31 protein-coding genes and 1 pseudogene are annotated in these 26036 nt (G+C 49.7%); 14 read left to right on the plus strand and 18 right to left on the minus strand.

Annotated features, from left to right (window positions below; genetic code table 11):
• Positions 1–92 precede the first annotated feature (92 nt).
• The 3 genes from FHS77_RS06970 (at position 93) to FHS77_RS06980 (ending at position 1354) form a co-directional block, all read left to right on the plus strand.
• Entirely contained in the window at positions 93–623 is a 531-nt protein-coding gene (locus FHS77_RS06970; RefSeq protein ID WP_184221697.1) for a gamma-glutamylcyclotransferase, read from the plus strand.
• 132 nt (positions 624–755) lie between these two features.
• Complete coding sequence (locus FHS77_RS06975; RefSeq protein ID WP_184221699.1) at positions 756–1046, plus strand: YggT family protein; 291 nt, start codon at positions 756–758, stop codon at positions 1044–1046.
• Positions 1016–1354: a DUF167 family protein gene (locus FHS77_RS06980; protein WP_343060963.1), complete on the plus strand. Its 339-nt coding sequence runs from the start codon at positions 1016–1018 to the stop codon at positions 1352–1354. Before FHS77_RS06975 ends, FHS77_RS06980 begins: the two co-directional genes overlap by 31 nt.
• Positions 1355–1427: 73 nt before the next feature.
• Here FHS77_RS06980 and ppa read toward each other — a convergent pair whose 3' ends face one another.
• From ppa to ftsE, 5 genes and pseudogenes are all read right to left on the minus strand, one after another.
• Positions 1428–1958 carry an inorganic diphosphatase gene (gene ppa, locus FHS77_RS06985; RefSeq protein ID WP_184221701.1) on the minus strand — a complete coding sequence of 177 codons (531 nt, stop codon included), beginning with the start codon at positions 1956–1958 and terminating at the stop codon, positions 1428–1430.
• 154 nt (positions 1959–2112) lie between these two features.
• The gene (locus FHS77_RS06990; protein WP_184221703.1) at positions 2113–2913 is read right to left on the minus strand and encodes a lysophospholipid acyltransferase family protein; all 801 of its coding nucleotides are present in this window, start codon (positions 2911–2913) and stop codon (positions 2113–2115) included.
• 153 nt (positions 2914–3066) lie between these two features.
• Positions 3067–3699 (minus strand): annotated as a pseudogene (locus FHS77_RS06995) (YdcF family protein); the annotation flags it as partial.
• Between the two features lie 115 nt (positions 3700–3814).
• The gene (locus FHS77_RS07000; RefSeq protein ID WP_184221707.1) at positions 3815–4813 is read right to left on the minus strand and encodes a cell division protein FtsX; all 999 of its coding nucleotides are present in this window, start codon (positions 4811–4813) and stop codon (positions 3815–3817) included.
• Entirely contained in the window at positions 4806–5465 is a 660-nt protein-coding gene (gene ftsE, locus FHS77_RS07005) for a cell division ATP-binding protein FtsE (protein WP_184221708.1), read from the minus strand. The genes FHS77_RS07000 and ftsE overlap by 8 nt, the downstream gene beginning before the upstream one ends.
• A 364-nt stretch (positions 5466–5829) precedes the next feature.
• Here ftsE and hpt point away from each other — a divergent pair, with 364 nt between their 5' ends.
• Complete coding sequence (gene hpt / locus FHS77_RS07010) at positions 5830–6369, plus strand: hypoxanthine phosphoribosyltransferase (RefSeq protein WP_184221710.1); 540 nt, start codon at positions 5830–5832, stop codon at positions 6367–6369.
• Between the two features lie 188 nt (positions 6370–6557).
• Here hpt and FHS77_RS07015 read toward each other — a convergent pair whose 3' ends face one another.
• From FHS77_RS07015 to argH, 4 genes are all read right to left on the minus strand, one after another.
• On the minus strand, positions 6558–9113 hold the full coding sequence (locus FHS77_RS07015; protein ID WP_246431254.1) for a TIGR02302 family protein: 2556 nt from the start codon (positions 9111–9113) through the stop codon (positions 6558–6560).
• Positions 9114–9308: 195 nt separating this feature from the next.
• A complete protein-coding gene (gene lysA, locus FHS77_RS07020) occupies positions 9309–10574 on the minus strand; it encodes a diaminopimelate decarboxylase (RefSeq protein WP_184221714.1) in 1266 nt (421 codons plus the stop codon).
• Between the two features lie 36 nt (positions 10575–10610).
• Positions 10611–10802, minus strand: a complete 192-nt coding sequence (gene lptM / locus FHS77_RS07025) for an LPS translocon maturation chaperone LptM (protein ID WP_184221716.1) — start codon at positions 10800–10802, stop codon at positions 10611–10613.
• Positions 10803–10882: 80 nt separating this feature from the next.
• Positions 10883–12283 (minus strand): argininosuccinate lyase, encoded by a 1401-nt coding sequence (gene argH, locus FHS77_RS07030; RefSeq protein ID WP_184221718.1) that lies wholly within the window; start codon positions 12281–12283, stop codon positions 10883–10885.
• 64 nt (positions 12284–12347) lie between these two features.
• Here argH and tlpA point away from each other — a divergent pair, with 64 nt between their 5' ends.
• Positions 12348–13019, plus strand: coding sequence for a thiol:disulfide interchange protein TlpA (gene tlpA, locus FHS77_RS07035; RefSeq protein WP_184221720.1), 672 nt, complete (start codon positions 12348–12350; stop codon positions 13017–13019).
• A 10-nt stretch (positions 13020–13029) separates the two neighbouring features.
• On the opposite strand, the gene FHS77_RS07040 is transcribed toward tlpA, so the two are convergent.
• A complete protein-coding gene (locus FHS77_RS07040) occupies positions 13030–13512 on the minus strand; it encodes a YaiI/YqxD family protein (RefSeq protein WP_184221722.1) in 483 nt (160 codons plus the stop codon).
• A gap of 143 nt (positions 13513–13655) precedes the next feature.
• On the opposite strand from FHS77_RS07040, the gene FHS77_RS07045 reads away from it, so the two are divergent.
• On the plus strand, positions 13656–14522 hold the full coding sequence (locus FHS77_RS07045) for a DMT family transporter (protein ID WP_184221724.1): 867 nt from the start codon (positions 13656–13658) through the stop codon (positions 14520–14522).
• A gap of 24 nt (positions 14523–14546) precedes the next feature.
• Here FHS77_RS07045 and FHS77_RS07050 read toward each other — a convergent pair whose 3' ends face one another.
• Complete coding sequence (locus FHS77_RS07050; RefSeq protein WP_184221834.1) at positions 14547–15410, minus strand: YihY/virulence factor BrkB family protein; 864 nt, start codon at positions 15408–15410, stop codon at positions 14547–14549.
• 158 nt (positions 15411–15568) lie between these two features.
• Here FHS77_RS07050 and FHS77_RS07055 point away from each other — a divergent pair, with 158 nt between their 5' ends.
• The 7 genes from FHS77_RS07055 to FHS77_RS16370 all read left to right on the plus strand — a co-directional run bounded on the left by FHS77_RS07055 (position 15569) and on the right by FHS77_RS16370 (position 20506).
• Complete coding sequence (locus FHS77_RS07055; protein WP_184221726.1) at positions 15569–16408, plus strand: SDR family oxidoreductase; 840 nt, start codon at positions 15569–15571, stop codon at positions 16406–16408.
• 33 nt (positions 16409–16441) lie between these two features.
• The gene (locus FHS77_RS07060; RefSeq protein WP_184221728.1) at positions 16442–16639 is read left to right on the plus strand and encodes a twin transmembrane helix small protein; all 198 of its coding nucleotides are present in this window, start codon (positions 16442–16444) and stop codon (positions 16637–16639) included.
• Between the two features lie 3 nt (positions 16640–16642).
• Positions 16643–17221: a cob(I)yrinic acid a,c-diamide adenosyltransferase gene (locus tag FHS77_RS07065; RefSeq protein WP_184221730.1), complete on the plus strand. Its 579-nt coding sequence runs from the start codon at positions 16643–16645 to the stop codon at positions 17219–17221.
• A 247-nt stretch (positions 17222–17468) separates the two neighbouring features.
• Positions 17469–18218 carry an electron transfer flavoprotein subunit beta/FixA family protein gene (locus FHS77_RS07070; RefSeq protein WP_184221732.1) on the plus strand — a complete coding sequence of 250 codons (750 nt, stop codon included), beginning with the start codon at positions 17469–17471 and terminating at the stop codon, positions 18216–18218.
• A 24-nt stretch (positions 18219–18242) separates the two neighbouring features.
• Positions 18243–19172: an electron transfer flavoprotein subunit alpha/FixB family protein gene (locus FHS77_RS07075; RefSeq protein WP_184221734.1), complete on the plus strand. Its 930-nt coding sequence runs from the start codon at positions 18243–18245 to the stop codon at positions 19170–19172.
• Between the two features lie 94 nt (positions 19173–19266).
• On the plus strand, positions 19267–20142 hold the full coding sequence (locus tag FHS77_RS07080; RefSeq protein ID WP_184221735.1) for a 3-hydroxybutyryl-CoA dehydrogenase: 876 nt from the start codon (positions 19267–19269) through the stop codon (positions 20140–20142).
• Positions 20143–20377: 235 nt separating this feature from the next.
• Positions 20378–20506 (plus strand): hypothetical protein, encoded by a 129-nt coding sequence (locus FHS77_RS16370; protein ID WP_281383579.1) that lies wholly within the window; start codon positions 20378–20380, stop codon positions 20504–20506.
• 83 nt (positions 20507–20589) lie between these two features.
• On the opposite strand, the gene cysK is transcribed toward FHS77_RS16370, so the two are convergent.
• From cysK to FHS77_RS07105, 5 genes are all read right to left on the minus strand, one after another.
• On the minus strand, positions 20590–21588 hold the full coding sequence (cysK, locus tag FHS77_RS07085; protein ID WP_184221737.1) for a cysteine synthase A: 999 nt from the start codon (positions 21586–21588) through the stop codon (positions 20590–20592).
• Between the two features lie 237 nt (positions 21589–21825).
• Positions 21826–22251, minus strand: a complete 426-nt coding sequence (locus tag FHS77_RS07090) for a DUF1178 family protein (RefSeq protein ID WP_184221739.1) — start codon at positions 22249–22251, stop codon at positions 21826–21828.
• 18 nt (positions 22252–22269) lie between these two features.
• The gene (locus FHS77_RS07095; protein ID WP_184221741.1) at positions 22270–23106 is read right to left on the minus strand and encodes a carbon-nitrogen hydrolase family protein; all 837 of its coding nucleotides are present in this window, start codon (positions 23104–23106) and stop codon (positions 22270–22272) included.
• Between the two features lie 11 nt (positions 23107–23117).
• Positions 23118–23381, minus strand: coding sequence for a glutaredoxin 3 (gene grxC, locus FHS77_RS07100; RefSeq protein WP_184221743.1), 264 nt, complete (start codon positions 23379–23381; stop codon positions 23118–23120).
• Between the two features lie 75 nt (positions 23382–23456).
• Positions 23457–24263 (minus strand): double zinc ribbon domain-containing protein, encoded by an 807-nt coding sequence (locus FHS77_RS07105; protein WP_184221745.1) that lies wholly within the window; start codon positions 24261–24263, stop codon positions 23457–23459.
• An 81-nt stretch (positions 24264–24344) separates the two neighbouring features.
• Here FHS77_RS07105 and FHS77_RS07110 point away from each other — a divergent pair, with 81 nt between their 5' ends.
• On the plus strand, positions 24345–25250 hold the full coding sequence (locus FHS77_RS07110) for a class I SAM-dependent methyltransferase (RefSeq protein WP_184221747.1): 906 nt from the start codon (positions 24345–24347) through the stop codon (positions 25248–25250).
• A gap of 1 nt (position 25251) precedes the next feature.
• Here the strand turns inward: FHS77_RS07110 and FHS77_RS07115 are convergent, their stop codons facing one another.
• Both FHS77_RS07115 and mutT read right to left on the minus strand, forming a co-directional pair.
• Positions 25252–25482: a hypothetical protein gene (locus FHS77_RS07115; RefSeq protein WP_184221749.1), complete on the minus strand. Its 231-nt coding sequence runs from the start codon at positions 25480–25482 to the stop codon at positions 25252–25254.
• Between the two features lie 108 nt (positions 25483–25590).
• Positions 25591–26007: an 8-oxo-dGTP diphosphatase MutT gene (gene mutT, locus FHS77_RS07120; RefSeq protein WP_184221751.1), complete on the minus strand. Its 417-nt coding sequence runs from the start codon at positions 26005–26007 to the stop codon at positions 25591–25593.
• Between the last annotated feature and the right edge of the window lie 29 nt (positions 26008–26036).

Below are 26036 nucleotides of genomic sequence, written 5' to 3' on the forward strand. Positions count from 1 at the left end.
ACAGATTGATTTGCAAACTGATCTGACGGATGTTTGTAGCGTAACATAACAGCGCTTCGCAATGAGGCCAGCATAATGATTGAAAAAATACTATGAAAGATTTTTGGGTTTTTGGTTATGGTTCGCTTATGTGGCGGCCGGGTTTTGATTTTATAGAAAGCAAACGGGCACGTTTGCACGGATTTCATCGTAATTTATGTATTTATTCGCATGTTTATCGCGGTACAGCCGAAAATCCGGGCTTGGTGCTTGGTTTGGACGAGGGCGGCTTTTGTGATGGTTTAGCTTTTAAAGTGGCTGGCAATGAGAGCCAAAAGGTTGTGGACTATCTACGAGAGCGTGAGCAGGTCAACAATGTCTATCTGGAAAAAAACCAGACGGTTGAACTGGAAGGCGGCTTAATTGCAGAAGCGATCGTCTATGTGGCTGATTGCAACCACGCGCAATATGCAAGGGCTTTGAGTGCGGAAAAGGCAGCAGGAATTGTGGCTTCAGCTTCAGGCAATGCCGGACCGAACCATGAATATGTCAAAGCTACATTGGAGCATTTGCAGCAAATGGGTGTGCGCGATGAGGAGCTGGAGCGCGTTTGGCATTATGTATGTCTGCGGCAGTCAAAATGAATTTACAGGTTTTAGCTCTTGTTCTGCCATTAGCCAGCCGCTAAATAATTACAAAATCAGAGCGATCATTGTCTGGTGGCGCTTTTTACCAATGTCTTTGACTTCAAGTCATACATCTTTATGGAGATATGAATGATCGCATTATTTGAAACAATCGATATGGCGCTCAATCTTTATACATGGATTATTATCGCCAGTGCGGTTTTTTCGTGGCTCTATGCTTTCAATGTGATCAATTCGAGCAATCGTTTTGTCGCGTCGCTTGGTGAGTTTTTATATAAAGTAACCGAACCGGTTCTGCGCCCGATCCGAAATATTTTGCCTCAGATGAGCGGTATTGATATTTCGCCGGTGATCCTGCTTTTCATCATTTTCTTCATCCGCCGCTTCATGTGGACCACATTGCTGCCGATGGTGCTGTGAGCATCAGTTTTTACCGGCTTGAAAAAGAGGGGGTAACGCTTTTTGTGCGCCTTACCCCCAAAGCTGCTAAAGACGCAGTGGAGGCCGTTATAACAAGCGCTGACGAGCGTTGTTACTTAAGTGCAAGGGTGAGGGCAGTGCCGGAAAAAGGGCTTGCTAATAAAGCACTGGAAAAGCTGCTGGCGAAAACCCTGAAACTACCGGCAAGCACAATCTCGGTTGATGCTGGTGCCACCTCACGGGTTAAGCAGATTTTCATCAGAGGCGATCCCGCAGACTTGGCTGGTCGTCTCGATCAATTGGCATGAGATAAGCCTATAAAAAAACTGCCGGTGAAAACCGGCAGTTTTTTTGTATTCTTTTAAAAACTCTTGAGAAAACTCAAGCGCCTTTAGCGCGTTCAATCGCTTCTACGATCAGCTTGCGTGCGTAATCTTCATCGCCCCATTCGCCGATCTTGACCCATTTACCAGGTTCCAGATCTTTATAATGTTCGAAGAAATGTGAAATCTGCTGCAAGGTGATTTCCGGCAGATCTGAGTAGTCGTGGATTTTTTCATAACGACGGGTCAGGTGCGGTGATGGCACAGCAATGATTTTTTCGTCCTTACCGGCATTGTCTTCCATGACCAGAACGCCGATCGGGCGAACATTGATCACGCAGCCGGGAATCAGCGGACGGGTGTTGCAGATCAGAACGTCGATCGGATCGCCGTCATCTGAGAGGGTGTGCGGAACAAAGCCGTAGTTACCCGGGTAGGTCATCGGCGTATAAAGGAAGCGATCAACGATCAGTGCGCCTGCATCTTTGTCCATCTCATATTTAATGGGATGTCCGCCGACCGGAACTTCAATAATGACGTTGATATCTTCGGGAGGATTGGAGCCGATGGAAATGGCATCAATATTCATGACGTATCCTTTCGTTTGGCGTTCTGATATCGGGTTTCACAGCATCACGCAACAAAAACGAATAATGCAAAAAGCGGCGAATTGTCGTTATGTGCATGAAGCGGTGCGGGGTGTTATCAGGCGCTTATATTAAGTGAGTGTGATGATGGGATGATTATTTGTCTGTTTTCACCGGAAAACCAAGCTCTTTCAGGCGATTAACCGCTGTTGGCGGCATAGGTGGCGGGTTTTTATCTTGAGCGGCTGCAATCAGCAATTCATCGCAAGCGTTCTCAGTGTCGCGGGTTAGGCGTTCGAGAAATTCTTGTTTATCAAGGCCTGCCGGAATAACCGGCAGAACACGGGCACGAATAGAACCGGGATAGCGGAAAATGGAACGGCGCGGCCAGTAAAGTCCGGCATTATGAGCAATCGGCAGCACTGGCAGATTAAGTTCGGCATATAGATGCGCAACGCCATATTTATATTGCGGTTCAGCACCTGGCGCACGACGTGTGCCTTCCGGGTAGATCAGCACCTGACGGCCTTCTGCTATGGCTTTTTCGGCACCTGTCGTGATGGATTTGAGCGCCTTGACGCGTGAACCGCGATCAACGGGGATCATTTCCATTTTTCCCACATACCAGCCGAAAACAGGAATACGCATCAGCTCGCGCTTCAGGATCATCACCGGATCGTCAAGATAAGGCAAAAAGGCAAACACATCCCAGAAGGACTGGTGTTTGGGGGCGACGATATAAGCGCCTGCCGGAATATTTTCCAAACCTTCAATGATAAAATTGGTGCCGGCAATTTTCTTTTGCAGCCAAAGACTGCTGCGTGCCCAGAACTTTGGCACGAACCATGCTTTTTTGCGTGGCATGAGAAAGTAAATCGGCGTCCACAGGATCATCTGGAGGATCATGCTGAGGTAGAAAAAGAAGTTAAACAGAAGTGACCTGACCGCAGTAAGCATAATTATTCAGTCTGTCTCCTGAGTGCTGATGGTGTAAATATCCGAACAGCAAAAACTCCTACAGATATTATCAGGAAAATGCCAGATTAATGTTAGCATAGCATCTGTGCAGATAAGCAGGAGCAGAGATTGAGCCTTGATTGAGTTTTATGATTATTGCTCTATTTGCTCAGGCCCGCCAAAAACGGATAGTTCTGTCAGGTGAAAAAGCGCGCCGAGATATTTGACATATTCGGTCAAAAGCACGCGCAACACATCGCCCTGAGTAACCCAATTCGTATTGCGCAGATCGCTGTTGACCACCGGATAGGGAATGAATTCCACATTATCCATCAGGCGTGAAAGCTCTAAAATAGAGCGCGGCATGTGGTAGTTATTGGTTACTACAATCACCCGCTTATAATTATGCGAGCGGATCCATTGCGCACTCTCAGTCGCATTGCCGATAGTGTTGAGGGCTGTTCTGTCGAGATCAATGCAGCAATTCAGCAAAGCCTCATTGGCAATAGTCACCCGTTGCAGCGCTTTTTTATTGGTGGTCGGATGTACACCACTGATGAGCAGTCGCTGGCCTTTTTTATCTTGCAGCAGTTCAATCGCCACATCAAGACGCGCCTTGCCGCCGGTTAAAACAATAATGGCGTCTGCCGGTTCCAGATCAGCAGGGGGAAGCATATTGCCGACTTTTTCGCTGAAGATGAAAAAGCCAACTGCCAGCACGATAATGCAGGATAACAGTATAACTGATATGGGCCGGAACCGTCGCATAATACGCCTGATAAGGGACATCATCCGATTAGTCCCTTTTAGCTCGGCAGTCAGTTGAAAAATAAAAATGGAGCATAATCACTGTGCGGCTCTGGTTGTAAAAATATGGTTCTTGTCATGTATTATTGCCAGATTAAACCGAAGTTCCGGGGCCGTCCATCTGTGATAATTGACGGATGACAGTGATGCGGCTTGTCAGCATGGTGAGCAGGCTGACCATGAAAATAATAATGGCTGCGCCAATATATCCCTCGCGACCGATCACAAAATTACCAAACATTGCTGCCGCCTGATCGCCCTCCGGTGTGGCCATGCGATTGTTTGACCACCAAGAGACAATGAAGAATATTGCCATAGCAAATGCGCCACCGCACAAGGCACCTTTTAGGGCTGTGCGGAAGAAATGCCATTCAAATTCCCGTGCGACGGTTTTGGATTCGGCACCGATAAAATGCAGCACTTCGATAATATGGCCATTGCCGGACATGGCGCCGCGGGTGGCAAAAATTACGGTCAGGATTGTTGCCGACATCACCAGTGTGAGAACGCAAATGCCGATGAATACGGTTGTGTGAGCCATAGATGCTAAACGATCAATCCATGTGCGGTGATCGTCAAAACTGGCACCTGCTACCTGCTTGATAAGCTCTGCGCGAATGGCGGCAAAGTCCGGCGGTGCGTTTTCGTCAATGGTTACGACGACAAGACGGGGAACCGGCAGCTCATCCAGATCGAGACCTGTGCCAAGCCAAGGCTCCAGCAGGCGCGCTGTGGCTGCACGATCAACAATGCGGGTGCTGAGCACGCCGGCGAAACTTTGTGCGATCTGACTGGCATCCAGCAATGATTTCTCGATATCCTGTCCGTCAAGCGGCCGGATTTGAATGGTTGCTTCACGCGCAATCTGGCTTTGCCATGTGGTGGCAGAATCACGCACCAATGTCACGCCGCCAAGGGTGAGGCAGGCCAGAAAGGTCATGATGGCAATGACAATCACCAAAGCCGTGCCGGTGACACTACCGTCTGGCACAATTGGAGTGGGGCCTTGTTTGCGCTTGCGTTTACCGACGGCTACAAAAAGCAGCTCTTTAATGTCGGCCAGATGATCGCTCAATTTTGATTGTCTACTCATAAATATCAAGCCTGCCCTGATCCAGAATCATACGACGGGCATCGACCTGATCCATCAAAGACAAATCATGGGTTGCGATGATCACCGCAGTACCGGAGCGATTTAACTCTGCAAAGAGGCGCAACAAACGTTTGGCAAGCGGGGGGTCGACGTTACCGGTCGGCTCATCGGCGAGCAGTAGTTCCGGCTGATCAATCAGTGCGCGCGCAATAGCAACGCGCTGTTTTTCACCACCCGATAAAATCGGCGGCAGTACATGCATACGGTCGCCAAGGCCAACCCAGTGTAAAAGTTCTTCCACCTCAGCGCGATAAGTTGCTTCTTCTTTGCCGCGCACGCGCAATGGCAGCGCTACATTTTCATAGGTGGTCATATGATCGAGCAGGCGGAAATCCTGAAACACGATACCGATACGGCGGCGCAGCAGCGGAATTTCTTTGCGCTCAAGCCCGCTGATATCTTTGCCGAAAATATTGATAAGGCCGCGCGTTGGCTTCATCGCCATGAATAACAAGCGCAAAAGCGATGTTTTACCCGCACCCGAAGGGCCGGTTAAAAACTGGAATGAGCGCGCAGGGATGTGAAAGCTGACGTCCCGCAGGACTTCAGGCCCCATGCCATAACGCAAACCTACTTTTTCAAAGCGAATCACCGCATGTTTTCCTTGAGGCTTTTCTCATTCAATATTGATCCTGAAGACCATTGCCCCTGATGGTTAACCTTCCGTTAATTTCGCTTGTTTTTATTGTTTAAAAACGTGCAATTTTTTGACGGTGCCGGCTAAAAATCATCGCCTGCTAAGGCTGAGCAAAAGCAGATTTTATCGTCTATTTTCCGAATTCTCATTTTGCATGAACCGCTTCTCGGATGGATGAAGCGAAAGACTATGCAAAAAACACAGCTAATATGACGAGAACAGGTGCTTTTTCCTAAAATTATGCTATATACGCGGTGAGATTGTGGCTGTGAATGCTTTCGCAGCCCTTTATTTTTTTAACTTACGGAGAACCGGCACGATGCCAGAAGTCGGCGGCAAGACACTTGAAGTACTGTTCAGTGCCGAACAGATTGCGGCTCGCAATGTTGAAATTGCGCGCGATATCGCAGACCGCAATTTTCATAATCTTTTGACTGTATCCATTCTCAAAGGATCATTCATTTTTGCTGCGGATTTGATCCGTGCAATGCATGATGCTGATGTGGAGCCGGATGTGGAATTCATCACGGTTTCCTCTTACGGAACAGGCAAAGTCAGCGGCGAAGTACGCTTGTTGCGTGACATCGACAGTGATGTGAAAGATCGCGACGTTCTGCTGATTGATGATATTCTTGAATCCGGCAAGACGCTTACTTTTGTACGCGATCTGATGCTGGAACGCGGCGCGCGCAGTGTCAGCATTGCAGTGCTGCTGGATAAGCCGGTACGCCGTAAAATGGATATTGAAGCTGATTTTGTGGCTTTCGAATGCCCTGATTATTTCGTTGTCGGCTATGGCATGGATGTGGCGCATGCGTTCCGCCAGTTGCCTTATGTCGGCCGTGTGATGGGCGAATAAGATTTAGCCTGTCTTTGACAGATTAAAGCCGCTGTGATGATGATCACAGCGGCTTTTTATTGCCTGAAGTTTTTCGGGATGCGCTTTAGAGCGTCATATGCCAGACTTGGCACACAAAGGTTGCTCTGACACTTTAAAATCAGAGCATAATTTTACCTTAAACTGATCCGAGTTTAAGGAATTATGCTCTAATCAAATTTCAACAGGCGCTCCAGATAGTCTTTTTCCATCTGCGGGCTGAGGGCATCGCCAAGACGGCGGCGGATTTCATCCAGAATTTCGCGCGCACGCTGAATGTCAATCTCGCCCGGTATTTTGGTGTTGTCGCCAAAATCAGGGCCGGTTTGGCCTTGGTTGCGGCCAAGCGGATCTTTGCCTGCCTGATCTTCACTCGGCTGGCCGTTTTCACCCTGACCCTGACCTTCACCTTGGCCCATGGCTTCCTGCATTTTTTTCATCATGTCACGGCTGCCGCGACGCAAAGCATCAAGGGCGGATGCCTGATCATCATTGGCCTGCGCACTTTCATTGCGCCCCAAAGCATCACCCGCATTGCCCATGGATTTTTCTGCGTCTCTAAACTCTTTCGACGGATCAATGCCTAAAGCTTTCAGGTCCTCGGAGAGTTTCTTCAATTCCGATTGCAGCTGTTTCTGCTGGCGTTGCAGGTTTTTCATCGCCTCTTCAATATCGGGCGAAATAGGGGGCTGTGTGCTCTCGGCATCTTCGTTTTCCGAGAAGAAATCTTCATCATTATCGCCGAATTGCTGCTGCATGCGCTGGTCGAGCGAGAAGGTTTCATTCATCATCTGCTGCTGGCGTCGCATCAGTTCGCCAAGCTTGTTCATCTGATTTTGCATCTGGCTTTGCTGGCTCTGGCCACCTTGGCCTTGCTGGCCGTTTTGTCCCTGTGCCTGACCTTGCCCCATTTGCAGGTTATTCATCAGGTTTTCGAGTTGTGACAGCAATTGCTGTGCTTCATCACGCGAGCCCTGACGAGCCAGATTTTCAATTTGGTCCATCATCTTTTGCAGGTCTGAAGGGGATAAAGTCCGCACATTGGCATTGGGTGGTAAAGCAGGGTTTTTATTGTTTTGCTGGCGCTGGGCAAATTCTTTCAAGAAGGCGGCCATCGCCTCGCGCAGCTCATTGGAAAGTTTGGCAATCTCTTCTTGCGAGGCACCGTTTTCAATCGCATTGCGCAAAGCTTCTTGAGCCATGCGCAGGCGCTTTTCAGCAGCCGACAAATCACCGTCTTCGATGCCGCGTGCCACTTCCCACATATAATCAACGACATTGCGCAGATCATCTTCGGAATGTGCAATGGCCAAGCGGGTGCGGATGGTGCGGAGCCCTAAGAAATGTCCGGCATTTTTAATGGTGTCGGCAGGGCGCAGCATTACGGCATCAAGCATATCTAAAACATGCTCATTTTGCATGGCATCCATTGCCAGAATGCGGCGTTGTTCAGTGATGGCTTTTGCAAGAGGATTGGTGAAAGCGCGCTCAGGCAGGGTGATGGTGCGGCTCTCGCTATAACCGACCTGTCCGGCCTGATCGTTAACCACAAGGGTCAGCTCCACTTCACTGCCAGCCCATGGATGCATTGTCAGGTCTTTGACCGTGCTTGCATCTTCGGTGCCTTTGCGGGGCAGGGACAGCGTCAGTTCCGGCGCTTCATAAAGCATCAGCGTTTCATGATCATCGGCTTCAAGTGGTGTGATTTCGGCATAAGCGGAGGCGACCGGATAATCATCGGTGACTTTATAATGCAGTTGCAAAGTGCCGTTGCGGGCTTGGTCGGGCGCTTTGGTAAAGCTGATTTGTGGCAATTGATCCGGCGTAACAGTAAACTGCCAGGATTGGCTGCGCTGATTGACCGTCAACTTCACGGTCTGACTGTCATTCAATTCATATTGGAAATTGCGTGTATCTGCCGTGGGCTTGGTTTTGCCTTGTTCTGCTTCGTCTTCGGTCAGCTCCGGTTGAATTGTTTCGCTTTTGCCGTTTGTGTCTTCTGCGATCAGGTATTCACGGGCGCTGCCCGAAATGCGCAATGAAAAGATACTGCCTTGCGGCACACTAATAGCTGCCTGCTCATCCGTATTCGCATTGAGAAAAATAGGTGCCTTGCCGGTATAACGCGGCGGTGTCACCCAGGCGTCAATACGGGCTGCCACTTGCTCTTTGGCTTCCGGCAAATGCACCATATCGATAAGGCGGCCACCTTTTGACCCGTAAGAAAAGGCAAAAGCAGTAACAAACAACAATAAAACCAAGGCGCGGATACCAAGCGGATCACGCTCGGCAATGCGTGTATCAGGCAGGCCGGTTTGCAGATTCTTTAATTGGCGCGCCATGCGGCGCTGATGTTCGCGCCAGAGAGCCTGCGCTAAAGGATCATCACCGGTCGCAATTCTGTCTGTTTGTGTCGTCAGCGGCTGATGCGACAGCGCGTTGATCGTTTCAATGCGCTGATTGACCTCTTTTTCAGATGGAATGCGGACACGGGCAGGCAGAAAAACTGTTACAATCGCTACCACAAAAAGCAGGCTGAGCACGGTCAGATGCAGCCAATAAGGCATATGATGAAAAAGGCCGAACCAGCTTAATGATGCCAATAATGCCAATGTGATGAGAAGCGGCAGTAAAAGCGGCCACATACGCTCGAACAATATCGTGAAAAATACACGCAGGCGTATTTTCCGAAGTTCGTCCTTTGGCTTGTGATCAGGCAAAGCCATTCTCATCTTTCCGGTTCATATCTCTTCGGCTCATTTTCCGGCTGCGCCTTGGCCTTCTCGTTTGCGCAACAATAACATGCATCATGGCAAAGACGAGGCTTGGCCTTAAAAAAATGCATGCAACTTGTGCGAAAATGCCAAAGGCGACCTATCCGGTTGATAATGTCCGGACAGGTCTTGATTGCGGATTGCTGCTTAAAGCCAATCAGGAATGCTGTCCTGCGCGATCAGCTCTTCATAGCTGGTGCGCGGGCGCACAACATGGAAGCGATCACCATCGACCAGCACTTCCGGAATAAGAAGACGGGTGTTGTAAGTGCTTGAAAGAACAGCACCATAAGCACCGGCAGTGCAAACAGCGATAAGATCACCCGGATTTGGACGTGCCACTTCACGGTCTACACCCAGATAATCGCCGGTTTCGCAAACAGGGCCGACAAAATCGGCATGAATGCGCGGCGCATTATCGTCAGCTTCCACCACCGGGCGGATACCGTGATAGGCTTCATACAAGGTCGGGCGGATAAGATCATTCATCGCCGCATCAACAATGATGAAGTTTTTGGCATCACCATCTTTAACATAGATCACTTCAGTGATCATAATACCGGCATTACCGACAATCAGACGACCCGGTTCAAAAACTGTTTTCAAACCCAATGGGCGGATATGTTTACGCACGATTTCCGCGTAAGCATCCGGCAATGGCGGCGGGTTATTGTCGTCGTGGTAAGGAATACCCAGACCACCACCCATATCGACATGATCGATCTGGTGGCCGTCTGCCTGCAATTCACGCACCAACTCTGCCATTAAGGCAAAAGCATCATCAAACGGTTGCAGATCAATGATCTGGCTGCCGATATGCATGTCAATACCGGTGACTTTAATGCCCGGCAGTTCGGCGGCGCGCTTATAGGCTTCACGCGCACGCACACGCGGAATGCCGAATTTGTTTTCGGATTTACCGGTGGAGATTTTGGCGTGGGTTTTGGCATCCACATCCGGATTAATGCGCAAAGAAACAGGCGCTACTTTGCCCAGAAGCACAGCGCGTTCCGACAGGAGTTCCAGTTCCGGCTCGGATTCCACATTGAAGCAATAAATGCCTGCATTGAGCGCGAAATCCATTTCACGCGCAGATTTTCCAACGCCTGAATAAACGATTTTTTCGGCAGGAATACCGGCAGCAAGTGCACGACGCATTTCACCTTCAGAAACCGTATCCGCACCAGCACCCATTTTAGCCAGTGTTTTCAACACGGCCTGATTGGAATTGGCTTTCAGCGCATAGGCCACCAATGGCTGCATATCGGCGAAAGCTTCCGAGAATACGCGGAAGTGGCGCTCGATCGTTGCGCGGGAATAGCAATAAAAAGGCGTGCCGACAGCATCGGCAATGTCGGAGATCTTCACATTTTCAGCATGGAGAACGCCGTCTTTATATTCAAAATGGTTCACGGACTTCAGTCCTTAAAATTGAAAGGGTTAAACGTCTTACGGGATCAGCTTGTCGAGGATGAATGGCTCATCCCTGGCAGGTTTGGGAGCCGGTTCTGTGCGCCCGTACTCATCAGTCACAATGGCAGAAGGTGGCAGCTCCAGCGGGCCTTTACGACCGCAAGCCGTGAGAGTGCCTGCTATAAGCAGTGTGACTAATGCTGAGAAAATTACTTTCCGGCTCGTCATTGTTTGACCTTTAAAGCTTGGGTTTAACCCTTAATACGTATTTCGAAGCAGCCCGCTTGGGGTGAAGTAAAGCCTGAAGATCAGGCTTTAACAATCCGCTTCTTCCAGTAACGGATCTGACGGCGCACTTCCTGCGGGGCAGTTCCGCCGAAAGACTGACGGCTTTTAACCGATTTGTCTACGGTGAGGAAATCAAACACAGCATCGGTGATGCCGGAATGGATTTCCTGCAACTCGGCAAGGCTGAGCTTCGACAGGTCAACTTTTTTGGCTTCAGCCGCTGCAACAGCACGGCCGGTGACATGGTGCGCCTCACGGAAAGGCATGCCCAGTTCACGCACCAGCCAGTCGGCCAGATCGGTTGCAGTGGAATAGCCGGAGCCCGCTGCCTTTTTCATTGATGCGGTGTTGATGGTGATGTCACGCACCATGCCGCTCATGGCAGCAATGCTGAGTTCCAAGGTTTCTGCGGCATCAAAGACGGCTTCTTTGTCTTCCTGCATATCTTTGGAATAAGCCAGCGGCAGGCCCTTCATGACAGTCAGAAGGCCAACGAGCGAACCGGTGATACGGCCCGTTTTGGCGCGCACCAGTTCGGCAGCATCCGGATTTTTCTTTTGCGGCATGATGGAAGAGCCGGTGGAGAAAGCATCGGACAGACGCACAAAATTAAACTGCGGTGTCGACCAGATAACGATTTCTTCAGCCAGACGCGAAAGATGGGTGGCGCAGATCGCAGCAACAGAGAGGAACTCCAGCGCGTAGTCACGATCAGACACGCTGTCGATGGAGTTGCGGGTCGGCTCACGGAAGCCAAGTGCTTCTGCGGTCATATGACGGTCAATCGGAAAACCGGTTCCGGCCAGTGCAGCAGCGCCAAGCGGTGATTCGTTCATGCGTTCAATGGCATCACGTACGCGTGTCAGATCACGGCCGAACATTTCCACATAGGCCATGCAATGATGGCCAAAAGTGACTGGCTGTGCCGTTTGCAGATGGGTAAAGCCGGGCATAACGGTAGCCGCATGTTCTTCGGCACGTTCCAGAAAAGCTTCAATCAGGTTTTTCAACGCGGACGCTGTTTTTTCCAGCTCTTCTTTAACCCAGAGGCGGAAATCCAGCGCTACCTGATCATTACGCGAGCGCGCAGTATGCAAACGACCGGCAGAGGCGCCGATCAGTTCGGCAAGGCGTGCTTCAACATTCATGTGAATGTCTTCAAGCTTGCGGGAGAATGTGAATTTACCGCTTTCGATTTCGGCCAGAACAGCCTTCAGGCCATCAACGATTTTTGCGTGATCTTCGCTCGCAATAATGCCGGATTTAACCAACATGTTGGCATGCGCAATGGAGCCGCGAATATCCTGACCATAGAGTTTTTGGTCAAAACCGATAGATGCGTTAATCTCTTCCATAATCGCATCGGGTCCTGAGGCAAAACGGCCACCCCACATCTGGTTGCTTGATTTTTGTTCGCTCATGCTCGTATGCCTCAGGCTTAACGGTAAAATTATTATAAGACGAAATGGCAGGAAACAGCGACAGATGACCAATATTCTGAGACAACCGAGAATCATCATACTGGCAGCCGTCGCAGGTGTACTCGCCGGTGTAGGGGCGGTATACGTGATGGAACGCCCTTCTGGCAATGATATTAGCGCAAACCTTGCCACAGGAAATAGTGATCAGGACAAGTTTTGTGCGGCAAAAGCCGGTACATTACAAAAACTGGATGCTGCGGCGGGTGGAACTGTGGCTGCCATGCGCGCAGCCGACAAACCGATTTCGCTGGCGCATCTGGAATTTTCTGATCGCGACGGCAAAAAAATGACACTCGGAGATTTCAAAGGCAAAACGCTGCTCGTCAATTTATGGGCGACATGGTGTGCCCCTTGCCGTGAAGAAATGCCGGCACTTGATAAGTTGCAGCAAATGAAAGGCGGCGATGATTTTGAGGTGGTTGCCGTTAATATTGACACCGGAGACAATACCAAGCCGGTTGGTTTTTTAAATGAAATCGGCATTGAACATCTGGCGCTTTATCGTGATGCAACATTGAAAAGCTTCAATGATCTGAAGCGTAAAAATCTGGCCTTTGGCCTTCCGGTAACATTGGTGGTTGATAAAGACGGCTGCCAGATTTCATCTATGAACGGGCCGGCCGAATGGGACAGCCCCGAAGCGATCAAGCTGATCGAGGCTGCGCACTCTCTTTGAGCGGGGCGCTTTAAGGTTTGAAACCTTCTCTTTTAAGCCTTGTGATTGCTTCTTCGAGACTTGATAAAAAGCTGGAGCGGTCACGCGCTGAAAACGGGGCAGGGCCGCCGGTGACCTGACCGGAAGAGCGCAGGCTATCCATCAGATTGCGGGTCGCCAGCGTATTGCCGATATTATTGGCTGTATGCAATTTGCCGTTAGGTGCAATGGTGATGGCACCTGCATTGACCGAGCGGCTTGCCAGCGGGATATCGGCGGTGATGACAATCGAACCTGGGCGGGCGCGTTCTGCAATCCAGTCATCAGCGACATCAAGGCCGCTTGGCACAACAATGCGCTCAACATGGGTCAGATCTCGCGGGATCATCATGTAACTATTGGCGACAAGCAGCACTTTGACACCGTGACGTTCAGTTACTTTATATATTTCCGCCTTTACCGGACAAGCATCGGCATCAACAAACAATATGATTTGATTATTATCTTCGCTCATGGCGCAGCAATGGCAGTTAATAGCTATGGCTGCAAGGCCACACTCGCGGACTAGTTGCAAAAAGCGGCCAGAAATAGCTTGGTGCACCTGACATCCTATGATCTGTGCTGAAGCCGTGCTTTTATGTCCAAGGTAAAAAAATCATGTTAGTCCGCTTGTTTCCGGTGTTCTTTGTGTTTTTGTGGGCGACTGGTTTTATCGGTGCAGGGCTTGCCATGCCTTATGCCGAACCTTTCAGCTTCATGACGGTTCGCTTTATTTTTGCCGGTTTGATTTTTGGTATCTGGGCTTTGAGCAGCGGGGTTGTCTGGCCAAGGCGAAAAGCTTTTGTGCAGGCTGGTATCACGGGTTTGCTGATCCATGCCATTTATTTGTCGGCGATTTTTTGGGCGGTGCGTCATGGTTTGCCAGCTGGAATCGTAGGGTTGGTTTCCGGTTTGCAGCCAATGATAACACTTTTGATTGCTGCAATATTTCTTGGCGAGCGCATTAAGCAACAACAGGTTTTGGGGCTGGTTGCAGGCTTTATAGGCGTTGCCATGGTGATCTCGCCCAAGCTTTCAGCAGGTTCTGATGCGATTGATCCCGTGACATTGCTTGCAGCTCTTATCGGTGTTTTGGCGATCAGTTCGGGTACTGTTTGGCAAAAGCGCTTTGGCAGTGCCATGGATTTGAAGGCTGGCACAGCCATTCAGTATCTGGCTGCCGGAATGTTCACGCTTATTTGTGCGGTGCTGTTTGAAACCGGCCGGTTTCAGCTTACATCTGAGCTCATTATTGCGCTTGTCTGGTTAACCATTGTGATTTCAGTGGGCGCGGTGCTGGCTTTGATGGTGATGATCCGCGAAGGCGCTTTGTCGAAAGTATCGTCGCTGTTTTATCTGGTGCCTGCGGCGGCCGCCATCATGGCCTATGTCTTGTTTGGTGAAACTCTAAATTTGTTGCAGATTGCGGGCATGTTGGTCACGACAATTGGTGTCGCTTTAACCGGCATTCAGCGTAAGCCTTAAGAACTTTGCCAGCGTAATTGCCAGTTAATTATCCGCTAGTTCCGGTTGTTGCTGGCGTTTGCGATAATTCATAATGGCTGTGTTGATTTCTGCACCTATAATAAAAATTGCAGAAATCATATAGAGAAACACAATCGCCACCATGATCGAGGCAAGACCGGCATAGGTGGTGACGTAATTGGCAAATGTTTCCAGATATTGCGCAAAAGCCATGGCACCGGCCAGCCATGCGATCAATGTCAGCACAATGCCGGGCAGGATATCGCCCAAAGTGCGTTTGCCGGCAGGCAACCAGATATGGACGGCAAAAAGCGCTAAAATCAGCACTGTGACGGCAATGAAATAGCGCCAGAAGCTGATTGTGCCGGCAAAGAGGTCAATATCGGGAAACCATTGCACGGCAATGCGGAAGGCGAGTGGTGCTAAAATCAGCAGGAAACTGATCACCATCAGTGCCAAAGTACCAAGCAGCACAAAGCCCAGACTTTGCAGGCGGCAGAAGATGATTGAGCGTGTGTCAGTGACACGATAGGCGCGGTTGAGCGCAATGCGCAAAGCTTCCACACCATTGGAGGCAAAGTAAGCGGCGGCAATCACACTGAGGGTCAGAAGTCCGCTGCGCTGCACGGTCAGCACATTTTTCACTTCATTGGCAATTGGTCCGGCGATAGCGGATGGCCAGATATCAAAAACAATATGGACGGCTGTATCAGCAAAAGCTTGCGCGCCTAAAAATGAAGCCAGTGTTGTAGCAAAGATCAAGAACGGAAAAAGCGCCATCAGGCCGGATAATGCAATATGACTGGCAAAGGCCCAGCCATCATCCGAGTTGAAGTGACCGACAGCATCAAAAATAACTTTGGTGAGGAAAGTTTTTACTTTTCGCATAGCGCCAAAATTATCCTTAGGGTTCGGCATTGTTATTCCATAAATCTTAAGCGCAGGTCTGGCATGACTACTATAAGAAAGAAAGACCTAATCGAATCGTTTAATCACTTTGCTGACAGTTTCGCCAAGCTTTGGGCAGATGAGGGATAAGAAATTTTATGTCATCCATGCTGCAAAAAACAATTATCATCACCGGTTGCTCTTCAGGTATCGGCGCTTATGCAGCGCGTCAGCTGAAGGCGCTCGGCTGGCGGGTGTTTGCCACTGCCCGTAACAGTCAGGACATTGAAGCACTGGAACAAGACGGACTGGAAGCTTTTTATCTGGATTACAGGGATGAAGCTTCAATCGAAGCGCTGGTGAAGGTGGTCTTGGAGAAAACCGGCGGTACATTAGACGCGCTTTATAATAATGGCGCTTACGCTTTGCCCGGTGCTGTTGAAGATTTGCCGCTGGATGCTTTGCGTGAATTGTTTGAGGCTAATTTCTTTGGCTGGCATAGTTTGACGCGTAAAATTGTGCCGGTGATGCGCCGTCAGGGGCATGGCCGTATTGTGCATTGCTCCTCTATCCTGGGACGTGTGCCGATGAAATGGCGCGGTGCTTATGTTGCCTCCAAATATGCGCTGGAAGGCTTGATGCTGGTGCAGCGAATGGAATTGCAGGGCACCGGCATTGAGGTTTCGCTGATTGAGCCGGGGCCGATTGCCACGCGATTTACCTATAATGCGGCAAAACAGGCAGAAAAACATATTGATATGGCGGCATCAGTTCATCATGATCTGTATTTGCGCCAGATGCAGAAATTGAAATCCGGTGGCACGCAATCAAAAGACAAGCTTGGTCCCGAAGCTGTTTTTGATGTATTGCTGCATGCATTGGAAGCAGCTAAGCCACGGCCGCATTATCTGGTGACACGTCCGGCGAAGCTTGGTGTGATCGCTCAGCGGTTTATGCCGATGCGCTGGTTTTATAAAATGCTGTCGGGTCAGTCTTAGACGTCTTACAGTGATAAACAAAATGGGTGGATGATGGATAGTCTGTTAAGATATGGCGCGATGATTGCGATGGCCGCGGTTGCCTTCGTACTGTTTTTAGGTCTGCGCAATTTGATGCGTGGCGGTGATGGCAATTACTCCAACAAAATGATGCAATTGCGCATTTTCTTGCAGTTTGTGGCGCTGGTGCTGATTGTTGCAACAATTTATTTCAGCCGTCAGGCAGGCTAATTCATGGTCAAGCTCAATAAGATTTATACCCGCACCGGTGATGATGGCACAACAGGGCTGACCACTGGTGCGCGCCGCAAGAAAAGCGATCTGCGTGTAGAAGCCTACGGTACGGTGGACGAGACCAATGCCTGTGTCGGCATGGCGCGTTTGCATCTGGAAGCCTATCCGGAAATTGATGCCATGCTATCGCGCATTCAAAATGATTTGTTTGATTTAGGCGCAGATCTTTCCGCGCCCGACGATGGCACTGTGCTGCCCTATGAACCTTTGCGCATTGTGGCCTCTCAGGTGGAGCGTGTGGAGGCAGATATTGATGCGCTGAATGCGCATCTCTCACCGCTTCGTTCTTTCATCCTGCCGGGCGGGTCGGCGGCGTCCGCCATGCTGCATCTGGCGCGCACTGTCTCGCGGCGTGCCGAGCGTTTGATGGTTGCTTTAAGTGATGTTGACGGTGAAGTCGTATCTCGTGAAGCGCTGCAATATATCAATCGCTTGTCGGATTTTTTCTTTGTCGCATCGCGTGCGGTGAATGAAAATGGCGCGCTTGATGTTTTGTGGGTGCCTGGTCAAAACCGTTAAGGGAAGCTAAAAACGCTGATGAAAATCAGCGTGAGCAATGAACCGTTATCTTTAATGTCGCTTTCGGCGTTATCTGATTGACGGAAAGCAGAAGCGTCATTACGTTTCTGTCAAATTTATCGCCAAACTCATCAATTGTGTGAACAGGCTTCTGATGGTGGTGAAATCGGATGAAGATGCCAACAGGATGTTTATGCGAAGTGACAATTATCATTTTGCAGCATGGATGAAATGAAAGGTTATGTGGATGAAAATCCTCGTCGCAGTTAAGCGTGTCGTCGATTACAACGTGAATATCCGTGTCAAACCTGACGGAACCGGCGTTGAACTGAATAATGTAAAAATGTCGATGAACCCGTTTGATGAGATTGCGGTTGAAGAAGCAATCCGTTTGAAAGAAGCTGGCAAAGTTTCTGAAATCGTTGTTGTTTCAATCGGTCCGGCACAGGCACAGGAAACATTGCGCACCGCATTGGCGATGGGCGCAGACCGTGCCATTCTGGTTAAAACCGATGATCAGGTTGAGCCTTTGGGTGTTGCCAAAGTGCTTAAAGGTGTCGTTGAAGCTGAACAGCCGAATATGGTGTTTTTGGGCAAACAGGCCATTGATGATGACAGTAATCAGACCGGCCAGATGCTTGCTGCGCTTCTCAACTGGGCGCAGGCTACATTTGCTTCCAAGCTTGAGCTTGGTGAAGATCAGGCAACTGTTACCCGTGAAGTTGATGGCGGCTTGCAGACCATCAATGTTAAACTCCCTGCAATCGTCACTGTTGATCTGCGCTTGAATGAACCGCGTTATGCGTCCTTGCCGAATATTATGAAGGCGAAGAAAAAGCCGCTGGATGAGAAATCACCGGCTGATTTTGGTGCCGACATTGCCCCGCGCCTGAAGGTTTTGAAAACAGAAGAACCAGGTGGCCGCAAGGCTGGCGTCAAAGTGGCTTCCGTTGCCGAGCTGGTAGAAAAGCTCAAAAACGAAGCCGGCGTTTTGTAAGTTAAGGATCAAGGATTTATACTGATGGCTATTCTTCTGTTTGCTGAACATGATAATGCAACCTTGTCCGATCAAACTGCAAAAGCATTGAGCGCCGCACAGGCGATTGGTGGGGATGTGGATGTTCTGATTGCCGGTCAAAATGCGCAAGGCGTTGCTGATCAGGCGGCAAAACTTCAAGGTGTGCGTAAAGTTTTGTTGGCGCAGGCTGATGTGCTGGAAAACCGTCTGGCAGAGCCGGTGGCAGCACTGATCGTTTCGCTTAGCGATGGTTATGATACGGTGATTGCTCCTGCGACCACTAACGCTAAAAACATCTTGCCGCGCGTTGCAGCTCTTCTGGATGTGGCGCAGATTTCTGAAATCATGGAAGTGGTTTCGGCTGATACTTTCAAGCGTCCGATCTATGCTGGTAATGCGATCCAGACCGTGCAGTCAACCGATGCTAAAAAAGTTATCACTGTGCGTACGGCTTCTTTCTCTGGTGTGGGTGCTGGCGGTTCTGCCAGCATTGAAACAGTTGCCGTGGCGGCTGATCCGGCTCTGTCTTCTTATGTTGGTGCTGATCTGTCCGGTGGTGAACGTCCTGAACTGACCTCTGCCAAGATCATTGTGTCCGGTGGTCGTGCATTGGGTTCGGAAGATAAGTTCAACGAAGTGATCCTGCCATTGGCAGATAAGCTCGGGGCAGCCGTTGGTGCATCGCGCGCAGCCGTGGATGCGGGCTATGCACCCAATGACTGGCAGGTAGGCCAGACCGGTAAAGTGGTCGCGCCTGAACTTTATATTGCTGCCGGTATTTCCGGTGCCATTCAGCATCTGGCCGGGATGAAGGATTCTAAAGTCATTGTTGCGATCAACAAAGACGAAGAAGCGCCGATTTTTCAGGTGGCTGATTATGGTCTGGTGGGCGATCTCTTTACGATCCTGCCGGAACTGGAAAAGGCGCTTTAATTTTCTGTCAGAACCTATTTGGTTCTGACAAATTTTATCAACGGCTTTAGCCCTGACTGAGTGACAGCAGGGCGTTTATTTGGAGGATGTTACGGTGGCGATTAAGACAGTGGGAATTATCGGTGCCGGACAAATGGGCGGCGGAATTGCGCATGTCTGTGCGCTCGCCGGATATACTGTGCTGCTTCATGATGCTGATGCTGAGCGTCTGGAAAAAGGTATTGCCACCATCAATGGTAATATGGCGCGTCAGGTGGCTTCCGGTAAGCTGGAAGATACGCAGCGCAGTGAAGCGATGAAAAAAATCCTGCCTGCCAAAGCCATGGAAGATCTGGCTGGTGTTGATCTGGCGATTGAAGCGGCCACTGAAGACGAAGATATTAAGCGTAAAATCTTTGCCTCCCTTTGCCCGATCCTTAATCCGGAAGCGATTTTAGCAACCAATACCTCATCCATCTCCATCACCCGACTGGCAGCAACCACTGACCGGCCGGAGCGTTTTATGGGTATTCATTTTATGAATCCTGTGCCGCTGATGAAACTGGTTGAACTGGTGCGCGGTATTGCAACGGAAGAAGTGACCTTCAAGGAAGCGCAGGCTTTCGTACAGTCGCTGGATAAAACCATCACTGTTGCGGAAGATTTTCCGGCCTTTATCGTCAATCGTATTCTGCTGCCAATGATCAATGAGGCGATTTATACGCTTTATGAAGGTGTTGGTTCGGTGGATTCCATTGATACCGCCATGCGACTTGGTGCCAATCATCCGATGGGGCCTTTGCAACTGGCAGATTTTATCGGCCTGGATACATGCCTGTCGATCATGCAGGTGCTTTATGACGGGTTGTCAGACAGCAAATATCGCCCGTGCCCGTTGCTGGTTAAATATGTTGAAGCCGGCTGGTTGGGACGCAAAGCCGGTCGCGGTTTCTATGATTATCGCGGTGATGAACCGGTGCCGACACGTTAAGTTTGGCTCGGATATAGCAAATTTTAATGGCGCTGGTGCTTATGCATCCGGCGCCATTTTTGTTTTCTGATTGTGGATAACAATCAATGAAATTTGCTTTAAGATTTCATTAACCTTCACTGTTCAGTGTGTATTCATCTTTAAATGCTAAATATTTGATTAATGAAGGTGTTAAAATTTAACCCATCATTGCCTATTATTGGCTGTAAGTGATTGATTATTGAGGGTGAAGACGATGAGCATTCTTGTTCACTTGCGCGAAAGCGTAAACGTCATTCGTGAGTTCGTGGTGCCGAGCTATCGTCCGGAACGTCATTATATGCGTGGTCCGGGGCCAGCTTGTGCGGCGCGTGTTGCACGATGAGGAAAACAACAGACTATTTAATATAAAAGCCCGGTTTCGATTACGAACCGGGCTTTTTCTTATTCGTGCTTGGGAGGCACTGATTAGTCGTCCAGACCTTCAAACAGAGCGGTGGAGAGATAACGCTCGGCAAAGGAAGGAATGATGATGACGATGTTTTTGTCTTTATTTTCGGGACGTTTGCCCACTTCGATGGCGGCAGTCAGTGCCGCACCCGATGAAATGCCAACCGGAATACCCTCAACGCGTGCCAGTTCGCGGGATTTGGCAAATGCGTCTTCATTGGAAACCTGAATGATTTCATCGTAAACATTTGTGTCCAAAGTTTTTGGCGCAAAACCTGCACCAATGCCTTGGATTTTATGCGGGCCTGGTGCGCCACCGGAAAGAACGGGCGAATCTTTTGGTTCCACGGCAATCACTTTAAATTCAGGCTTACGGGCTTTCAAAACCTGTCCCACACCTGTGATGGTGCCACCGGTGCCAATAACGGAAATCAGAATATCGGCTTCGCCATTGGTGTCGTTCCAGATTTCCTCAGCGGTGGTTTTGCGGTGGATTTCAGGATTGGCCTGATTTTCAAACTGTTGCGGAATAATGGCATGGGGTGTGCTTTCAGCCAGTTCCTCGGCCTTGGCAATCGCACCCTTCATGCCTTTTGCGCCTTCCGTCAGTACCAGTTCGGCACCAAGGAATTTAAGCAGCTTGCGGCGCTCAACCGACATGGTTTCCGGCATGGTCAAAATCAGACGATAGCCTTTGGCGGCGGCTGCAAAAGCCAGCGCAATACCGGTATTGCCGGAGGTTGGTTCAATCAGTGTGGTCTGGCCTGGCACGGCTTCGCCTGAGGCTTCCAGCGCTTCAATGAGCGCCAGACCGATACGGTCTTTGACGCTTGCCAGCGGGTTGAAAAATTCAAGCTTAACGAGAAGATTGGCGACGACGCCATGTTCACGCGCGAATTTATCAATGCGCACCAAAGGTGTGTTGCCGATCGTATCAAGGATCGAGTCGTAAACGTGACCACGGCCGATCTGCTGGCCGGTTTTTTGGTTTGAGGTTTGGCTCTCTGATTTCGACATTGTTAGATCCTTGTATGTTAGACCCGTGATAAAATCTTGTTTTCTATTGCCGGAGATTTTAATCGAAAGGCTTGCAGACACAAGTTTTCGCCTTGCGTATAAATCTATATATGAGGCATATAATTCCAATATTAAAGTTTATTAGAAAAATATTTCCCGAAAATTCGAGCAAGACTAAGCAGTCAGGAAAATATCTTATTCCTGATTGCTATTGTTTAAAAGTATAATTTTGATTGATCAGTTTTTGTCTTCAGGCAAAGCCGGAAGCGGCATAATTTCAATGCCTTCGTCAACAAGCGATGTCACATCATCGGCTGTGGCTTCGCCATAAATGCCGCGTTGTTCCGTTTCGCCATAATGGATTTTGCGTGCTTCTTCGGCAAATTTATCGCCGACATAATCGGCATTCTCACGCACTTTGCGTGCGAGATCCTGAATGTCGTTCAGAATTTTTTTCTGCGCTTCATCCATACTGACCGCGATTTGCTCTTTCTTGCGACCCGTTGAGACAGACGGTGCCATCAGTGCTTTTTGCACACTCTGCGAGCCGCATTGCGGACAGGTGACGAAACCGCTTTTCAGCTGCTGGTCAAAATCATCATTGTTTCGAAACCAGGCTTCAAAATGATGGTTACTGGCACAATTAAGCGAAAAGCGGATCATTTCTCTTGTTTTAGTCCCTTATGCTTTGACAATTTGGGTGGTGAACTGACGTGCATTGGCAAGGTTAGGAATTTTTTTGCGCGCAAGCACAGATTCATTCACATCAATATCGGCCACAATCACGCATGGCTCGTCATGGTCGGCTTCGGCCAAAATCGTGCCCCATGGGGAAACAATGATCGAGTGACCATAAGTGCCGCGCCCGTCTTCATGAAAACCGCCTTGAGCGGCAGAGATCAAAAAAGCACCATTTTCAATGGCACGGGCGCGCTGCATAATATGCCAGTGTGCTTCACCGGTCTGGCGTGTAAAGGCGGCTGGCGCTGTCAGCAGATTGGCACCGCGCAAAGCCTGTGCCTGAAAGAGCTGCGGAAAGCGAATGTCGTAGCAAATGCCCATGCCGATATTGGCAAGCGGGGTTTCAACAACAATGGCTTTGTCGCCCGGCTCATAAGTGGCGGATTCACGCCAGCTTTCACCATTGTCCAAATCCACATCAAACATATGGATCTTATCATAGGTGGTGATTTTCTCACCTGTGGGTGCAAAGATCACACCGCGATTGGCTGCCTTCTGGTCAGCCGCACGAATGGCGGTGGAGCCGATATGCAGGTAAATGCCATATTGTCTGGCAAGCTCTGCGGCTGCAAGAAAGACCGGATCATCGGCTTCGTTGCGGATGGTGGCGAGCAGCACGTTTTTATCGCGCTGAAACCCGCCGGTCGCTTCAGGGGTTTGCACATAATGAGCACCTTGGCGCGCAGCTTCGGCAACAAGTTGCTTCAGCGTTTCAACATTGGTGTTGATATCATTGCCGACACGCATCTGAATGGCGGCTGCGCGAAAAGTGCTCATAGCTTTATCCCTTATAGTGTTCCACTCTCCAAAAGTCCGTCCAGTTTGCCATTAGCTTCCAGCGCATGCAAATCATCACAGCCACCAACATGATAATCACCGACAAAAATTTGCGGGAATGTGTTGCGGCCGGATTTTTGCTGCATTTCTGCACGCAGTTCCGGTGTGGCACCGGCATTGATTTCGTGAAATGCAACGCCCTTTTGGGTCAGCAAATCTTTTGCTCTGGTGCAATAAGGGCAGCCCGGACGGGTATAAATTGTAACATCAACCATGATTAACTCCATTGTTGATGCTCATATATGCTTAAATTGCCTCAACCGAAAGCCCTTGTTGCTATTACTTAAACCTTAGATTTGTTCAGGCAAGACACGGCTGAAGGTTAAAACGTCTACGGATTGTGCCCCGTGGCGCAGTAAGGTGCGGGTGGCAGAGCGCACGGTGGCACCGGTTGTATAAACATCATCAATGAGCAAGACCCGCCGCCCGCGAATGTGGATATCGCCTTTGTCCGGCACTTTAAATGCGCCATCAACATTGCGCTGGCGTTCTTTACTGCGCAAGCCTGTTTGCTGGACGGTGTTGCGGGTGCGGATTAAAGCCTCAGCGCAAAAAGGTTTGTGTGCAGATTTGGCAAGACTGCGCGCCAGTTCTGCCGATTGGTTGTAGCGGCGTTGCCATAAGCGCCAGCGATGCAGCGGCACGGGAATAATCACATCGCAATCATCAAGCAATTCTCGCCCCGCCCGCGACAACCATTGCGCCATCCATGGCGCTAAATCGGTGCGGTCATAAAATTTGAGTGACACAGCCATGTGCTGCGCGGCCCCCTTATGCAAAACGGCAGAGCGCAGACGTTTGAAAGGAGGCGGATTGGCGATTGCCTCGGCACATAAAAAATGCGAGCCGAAATCATGGGCGAAAGGTGTGCCAAGCACCGGACAATAGGGCTGCTCGATAAAGCGGATTTCGTCCCAGCAGGCAGGGCACAAAGAGCCTGGATGTGAAACATGACGTTTGCAACCGATGCAGGTGGGCGGAAATAAAATATCGGCAGCCGCTTTCAAGGCTTTTGCCGCATGGGCGGAAAAGTTGAAATTCAGCCTTTTCGGCTCTTCATCATCGTCATTATTTTTCAAACTGACATGGTTTGTCATTGCATTCGCTCCCGATCGAACGCATGTAACACTTAAGTCACCATGCCAGAAGAAATGCAGATTGTAAAAGGCGGATCATAAATGTCGGGTAGCGGAATTTTTGACCGCCAATTGATGTTGCAGTTTCAAAAGCGTGCATTGGCAAAGCCTGTTGCGGGGGCTGACTTTTTGCTTGAGCGCAGCGTTGAAGATGTACTTGATCGTTTAAGTGCCGTGGAAAGACAGTTCAGTACCGGCGTGGCGCTGATGGGGTATACAGATGCTTTGGCGCGCGGCTTGCAACAATCCGGCAAAGTGGAGAAGATCATCCGCATTGAGCAGGGTGACTTCTATTTTCAAGGCAGCGACTCAGCTTTTGAACATGGCGTGATTGAGCCAAGTGAAATTCTGCCCTTGGAGCCGCAAAGCGCTGATCTGATCGTCTCTTTGATGTCTTTGCATCTCATCAATGATCTGCCGGGAATGCTTATTCAAATTGCGCGTGCATTGCGCCCCGATGGTTTGTTTCTGGCAGCCTTTTCCGGCACCGGAACTTTGGGCGAGTTGCGTGAAAGCCTGATGCAGGCTGAGATTGAATTAAGTGGCGGCGCTGCGGCACGTATTGCGCCTTTTGCCGATATCAGAGATGCGGGTGCTTTGTTGCAGCGTGCTGGTTTTGCGTTGCCGGTAACAGATGTTGACACGGTGACGGTGCGCTATAATTCGATGTTTGATCTGCTTAAAGATATCCGCGCCATGGGGATGCAAAATATTCTGGTTGACCGCTCGAAGAAGCCGCTGACGCGCAGCGTTTTCATGCGGGCAGCGCAAATTTATGCCGAGCGCTTTTCTGATCCGGACGGGCGTGTCAGGGCGAGCTTTTCAACATTGTGGATGTCAGGCTGGAAGCCGCATGAATCACAGCAAAAACCGTTAAAGCCCGGTTCTGCAAAAGCCTCGCTGGCAGACGCATTGCAGCAGCTTCAAGTCAAGCCGGAAGACGGTTAAATCAGTTACGGATTGAGCCTGTTTTGGTCATGTCGATGCCTTGCGGGAACAATGCCTGCATATCCTGACGATTGGCGCGTTCATTCATCAATGGGATGATAATCATGCCAAGAGCAAGAGCTGCTGAACCAAACAATAATGCAATGCGCAAAGCACTGCTTTTGGCGTTAGAAATTGGACGATAGGACAGGTCAAAGTCGATATCGTTGATATTTTTTTGTTGTTTACCCATTACTCAAAACTCCGGGTTTTACCAACCGCAGTGTCGCGTAATGAAGTGAAAGATAAATTAACAAAATCGCATAGAGCGATGCTTGTTACAGTTAATCACAAAAAGATTTTACAACAAATCACATAAAATAGGGATGAGCGGTTCATCAGCGGGTGGCATCGGATAATCGCGCATGTCACGCGGCCGCACCCATTTGATCGCCTGCCCCTCCATGCCGCGAGCAATGCCTTCATAGCGGCGGCAGATATAAAGCGGCATCAACAGGTGAAAATCATCATAAGTATGGCTGGCGAATGTGAGCGGCGCCAGACATTCAGCCTTGGTGATAATGCCAAGCTCTTCCTGTAATTCTCGAATGAGGGTTTCTTCCGGTGTTTCACCGGCCTCTACCTTGCCGCCGGGAAACTCCCACAAACCCGCCAGCTGCTTGCCTTCAGGGCGCTGCGCCAGCAAAACGCGGCCGTCATTATCCACCAATGCACAGGCGGCCACTAATAAAATACGGCGTTGTTGGGTGTTGCTCATGGTCGTCTCATTCATTTCAGATAGTTGGC

The organism is Paenochrobactrum gallinarii (genome assembly GCF_014205685.1).
In the GTDB taxonomy this organism is placed as follows: domain Bacteria; phylum Pseudomonadota; class Alphaproteobacteria; order Rhizobiales; family Rhizobiaceae; genus Paenochrobactrum; species Paenochrobactrum gallinarii.

Excerpts from the sequence above, each read along its gene's own strand:
- FHS77_RS06990 (WP_184221703.1), bottom strand. The coding sequence starts at position 2,913 with ATGCTTACTGCGGTCAGGTCACTTCTGTTTAACTTCTTTTTCTACCTC.
- lptM (WP_184221716.1), bottom strand. The coding sequence starts at position 10,802 with ATGACGAGCCGGAAAGTAATTTTCTCAGCATTAGTCACACTGCTTATA.
- FHS77_RS07115 (WP_184221749.1), bottom strand. The coding sequence starts at position 25,482 with ATGGGTAAACAACAAAAAAATATCAACGATATCGACTTTGACCTGTCC.
- FHS77_RS07040 (WP_184221722.1), bottom strand. The coding sequence starts at position 13,512 with ATGAGCGAAGATAATAATCAAATCATATTGTTTGTTGATGCCGATGCT.
- FHS77_RS07065 (WP_184221730.1), top strand. The coding sequence starts at position 16,643 with ATGGTCAAGCTCAATAAGATTTATACCCGCACCGGTGATGATGGCACA.
- grxC (WP_184221743.1), bottom strand. The coding sequence starts at position 23,381 with ATGGTTGATGTTACAATTTATACCCGTCCGGGCTGCCCTTATTGCACC.
- FHS77_RS07105 (WP_184221745.1), bottom strand. The coding sequence starts at position 24,263 with ATGACAAACCATGTCAGTTTGAAAAATAATGACGATGATGAAGAGCCG.
- FHS77_RS16370 (WP_281383579.1), top strand. The coding sequence starts at position 20,378 with ATGAGCATTCTTGTTCACTTGCGCGAAAGCGTAAACGTCATTCGTGAG.
- FHS77_RS07015 (WP_246431254.1), bottom strand. The coding sequence starts at position 9,113 with ATGGCTTTGCCTGATCACAAGCCAAAGGACGAACTTCGGAAAATACGC.
- FHS77_RS07090 (WP_184221739.1), bottom strand. The coding sequence starts at position 22,251 with ATGATCCGCTTTTCGCTTAATTGTGCCAGTAACCATCATTTTGAAGCC.
- FHS77_RS07045 (WP_184221724.1), top strand. The coding sequence starts at position 13,656 with ATGTTAGTCCGCTTGTTTCCGGTGTTCTTTGTGTTTTTGTGGGCGACT.
- FHS77_RS06970 (WP_184221697.1), top strand. The coding sequence starts at position 93 with ATGAAAGATTTTTGGGTTTTTGGTTATGGTTCGCTTATGTGGCGGCCG.
- hpt (WP_184221710.1), top strand. The coding sequence starts at position 5,830 with ATGCCAGAAGTCGGCGGCAAGACACTTGAAGTACTGTTCAGTGCCGAA.
- FHS77_RS07060 (WP_184221728.1), top strand. The coding sequence starts at position 16,442 with ATGGATAGTCTGTTAAGATATGGCGCGATGATTGCGATGGCCGCGGTT.
- ppa (WP_184221701.1), bottom strand. The coding sequence starts at position 1,958 with ATGAATATTGATGCCATTTCCATCGGCTCCAATCCTCCCGAAGATATC.
- FHS77_RS07055 (WP_184221726.1), top strand. The coding sequence starts at position 15,569 with ATGTCATCCATGCTGCAAAAAACAATTATCATCACCGGTTGCTCTTCA.
- FHS77_RS07075 (WP_184221734.1), top strand. The coding sequence starts at position 18,243 with ATGGCTATTCTTCTGTTTGCTGAACATGATAATGCAACCTTGTCCGAT.
- argH (WP_184221718.1), bottom strand. The coding sequence starts at position 12,283 with ATGAGCGAACAAAAATCAAGCAACCAGATGTGGGGTGGCCGTTTTGCC.
- mutT (WP_184221751.1), bottom strand. The coding sequence starts at position 26,007 with ATGAGCAACACCCAACAACGCCGTATTTTATTAGTGGCCGCCTGTGCA.
- tlpA (WP_184221720.1), top strand. The coding sequence starts at position 12,348 with ATGACCAATATTCTGAGACAACCGAGAATCATCATACTGGCAGCCGTC.
- FHS77_RS07050 (WP_184221834.1), bottom strand. The coding sequence starts at position 15,410 with ATGCGAAAAGTAAAAACTTTCCTCACCAAAGTTATTTTTGATGCTGTC.
- cysK (WP_184221737.1), bottom strand. The coding sequence starts at position 21,588 with ATGTCGAAATCAGAGAGCCAAACCTCAAACCAAAAAACCGGCCAGCAG.
- FHS77_RS06975 (WP_184221699.1), top strand. The coding sequence starts at position 756 with ATGATCGCATTATTTGAAACAATCGATATGGCGCTCAATCTTTATACA.
- FHS77_RS07095 (WP_184221741.1), bottom strand. The coding sequence starts at position 23,106 with ATGAGCACTTTTCGCGCAGCCGCCATTCAGATGCGTGTCGGCAATGAT.
- FHS77_RS07000 (WP_184221707.1), bottom strand. The coding sequence starts at position 4,813 with ATGAGTAGACAATCAAAATTGAGCGATCATCTGGCCGACATTAAAGAG.
- FHS77_RS07070 (WP_184221732.1), top strand. The coding sequence starts at position 17,469 with ATGAAAATCCTCGTCGCAGTTAAGCGTGTCGTCGATTACAACGTGAAT.
- FHS77_RS07110 (WP_184221747.1), top strand. The coding sequence starts at position 24,345 with ATGTCGGGTAGCGGAATTTTTGACCGCCAATTGATGTTGCAGTTTCAA.